1 protein-coding gene is annotated in these 1,678 nt (G+C 54.8%); it reads right to left on the bottom strand.

Going from position 1 to position 1,678, the window contains the following annotated elements; genetic code table 11:
* Positions 1 to 174 precede the first annotated feature (174 nt).
* On the bottom strand, positions 175 to 1,611 hold the full coding sequence (locus CQW31_RS30700) for an IS1182 family transposase (RefSeq protein WP_009681980.1): 1,437 nt from the start codon (positions 1,609 to 1,611) through the stop codon (positions 175 to 177).
* Between the last annotated feature and the right edge of the window lie 67 nt (positions 1,612 to 1,678).

Raw genomic sequence — 1,678 nt, 5'->3', positions numbered from 1 at the left:
CCAGGCTGTGTGAAAACGCAGTAAACACATCAAAAACCCATAGTCGAGCTGACTGTCTGTGGGATCAGCACGCGAGAGTGCGAATAGCTCACCCAGCGAAAAAGACGTTTGCAGCACTATATGGGCCGCGTCAGCGGCCCATATAGCTGTTTGCGGGCCAGCAAACAGCGGGGTTTAAGGCCTGATCGCCTCAAGTAAACCTGCGATACCGAAGATGCTCATCATTCGTTTGAGGTTGTAGGCGAGCACGTGAAGGCTCATTTCGGTGCTTACCCTCGGCAGGGTTTTGGTCAGGAAGTGCGTACTTCCCATCCAGAATTTGATCGTGCCAAAGGGATGCTCCACCGTCTGCCGGCGAACCTTCATCTTCCCCGGATCATGCTCCAATCGAATCTGCACCTTTTCGACTACGGCTTCATGCTCCCAGCGCTTTAATCGCCGCTCTTTACCGGTCGTACACTGCTTCTGCATGGAGCAGCTCTGGCATCCTGAAAACCAGTAGCAGTGCAGTAGCATGCCGTCTTCCACTGAGGAATGCCGGCGCGTCAGCAACTGGCCCGCAGGGCATCGATATTCGTCCGAAGCAGCAATGTAGATGAAGTCCTGCTTGCCGAATCTGCCTTCCGCTTTGCTGCTCGATGTCAGGGGTTTAGGTACAAAGGTGGTGATGCCAGCTTGCTCGCAAGCAAGGATTTCCGGGCCTTTGTAATAGCCTCGATCAGCAACCACCGTCAGCGGCTCAGCACCGATTTCTTCCCGTGCCTGGTTAGCCATGTTGCTCAGTTGCCCGCGATCATTACCAACGTTGGTCACCTCATGGGCAATGATCAGATGGTGTTTGTCGTCAACTGCTGTTTGTACGTTGTACCCAACTGTGCCGGAGCCTCGGCCGCTTGTGGCCATTGAACGGGCATCTGGATCGGTAAGTGAGATCTGCTGATCGGAACTCGCTTGAAGCTGCGCCTCGATGTCCTTGAGTTTTTGCATCTGCTGTTTCAGTTTTTCGACTTTGTCTTTCAACCGCTCAGTCTTGGCTTCGGCCACTTCCGGCGCTGCCCGATCCGCTGAATCCATTGCTGCTAGATAGCGGTCGATGCTCTGCTCGACCTGCTGCATGCGCGCCTTCACTTTGCCTTGAGTGAAATTGCGGTCGCGGTTATTCACGGCTTTGAATTTGCTGCCGTCGATGGCGATGATCGATTGGGAGAAGAGATTGAGGTTGCGGCAAAGCACTACGAACTGTCGGCAGACGCTGCGAATGGCTTTACCGTTGTCTCTACGAAAGTCGGCAATCGTTTTGAAGTCAGGCGCCAATCGGCCCGTTAGCCACATCAACTCGACATTACGCTCTGCCTCACGCTCAAGCCGGCGGCTGGACTGAATCCGATTGAGATAGCCATAGATGTAGATTTTTAGCAGCACGGCTGGATGGTACGCCGGGCGACCCGTTGCCGCAGGATCGACACCGTCGAACCCGAGTGCTCCAAGGTCGAGTTCATCGACGAAAACGTCGACTACCCGAACTGGGTTTTCTTCGGTGACGTAATCGTCCAGGCACTCCGGCAGCAACGTGACTTGCGTCCGAGCCTCACCTTCGATGAATCGCTTCATGACCGTCCCCGCCAGGATCTCGACGGTCAGAAGGTTAGACAATCGCAGGCGTTTTCACACAGCCTGG

Source organism: Pseudomonas sp. 382 (assembly GCF_002759075.1).
In the GTDB taxonomy this organism is placed as follows: Bacteria; Pseudomonadota; Gammaproteobacteria; order Pseudomonadales; family Pseudomonadaceae; genus Aquipseudomonas; species Aquipseudomonas vlassakiae.
This window is presented reverse-complemented; position numbering and strand designations above follow the sequence as displayed.